The sequence below is a fragment of the Teichococcus deserti genome (assembly GCF_001982615.1).
GTDB classification, from domain to species: domain Bacteria; phylum Pseudomonadota; class Alphaproteobacteria; order Acetobacterales; family Acetobacteraceae; genus Pseudoroseomonas; species Pseudoroseomonas deserti.
In genome coordinates, this window is the sequence record NZ_MLCO01000518.1 from 1 (window position 1) to 724 (window position 724).

At 74.4% G+C, this 724-nt stretch carries 1 protein-coding gene; it reads right to left on the reverse strand.

All coding sequences use genetic code 11. The annotated features are described in order from the left end of the window. Positions 1 to 598 (reverse strand): hypothetical protein (locus BKE38_RS29655; protein ID WP_207553736.1); only part of this gene is annotated, 598 nt, incomplete at its 3' end. Positions 599 to 724: the final 126 nt, after the last annotated feature.

The window sequence follows — 724 nt, forward strand, 5'->3', positions numbered from 1 at the left end:
GCCGGTCGGTCCAGGCCTCCCGGTAGGGCTTGCCGTCCCATTGCTGGCCGCAGTCGCCGCGGGTGCGGGCGAAGCTGCTATGGACGCGGATGCCGCCCTGGCCATCGCCCTGCAGCCGGTTCTCCAGCACCGTCTCCGAGGTGCATTGCCGGTTCTCCTGCGCGGCGCGGCTCTCGATGCCGATGACGCGCAGCCGCTCCTCGGCATCGCAGCCGATGAAGACCACCAGGCGCTGGCTGATGCCGGTGCCCATATTGCCCTCGATCGAGGCGGCCACCACCTGGCGGCCGGCCATGGACACCACACGCAGCCGCCCGGCGGTGCCCATCGGCCGCGGCAGGATGATCTCGGCCTCCGGCGCGCCGGGGCCGCGGAAGCCCAGATGCAGCACCTTCTCCGGCGTCTCCATCACCCGGGCGCGCAGCCGCCAGGGGGCGCCGCCATGCACCAGCCGCGCCGTCAGCGGCGGCGGATTGGCGGGCGCGGCCGGGCTTGCCGGGGCGGCGGGCGTTGCGGCCGGCTGCGCCGCCAGGCCACGGGCCGTCAGGGCAGGCAGCAGCGGCAGCAGGGCCAGCAGGGCACGGCGGGACTGGGTCATGCGGCGCAGATTGCCTTGCGATGATGCCCGCCGCCAGCGGCGGGGCATGAAATCTTCGTCCGGAATCATGGCCGATCCGTTGACCGGCCGCGCGGCCGGTTCAGGCAGGGGCTGCGCCGGGCGAAG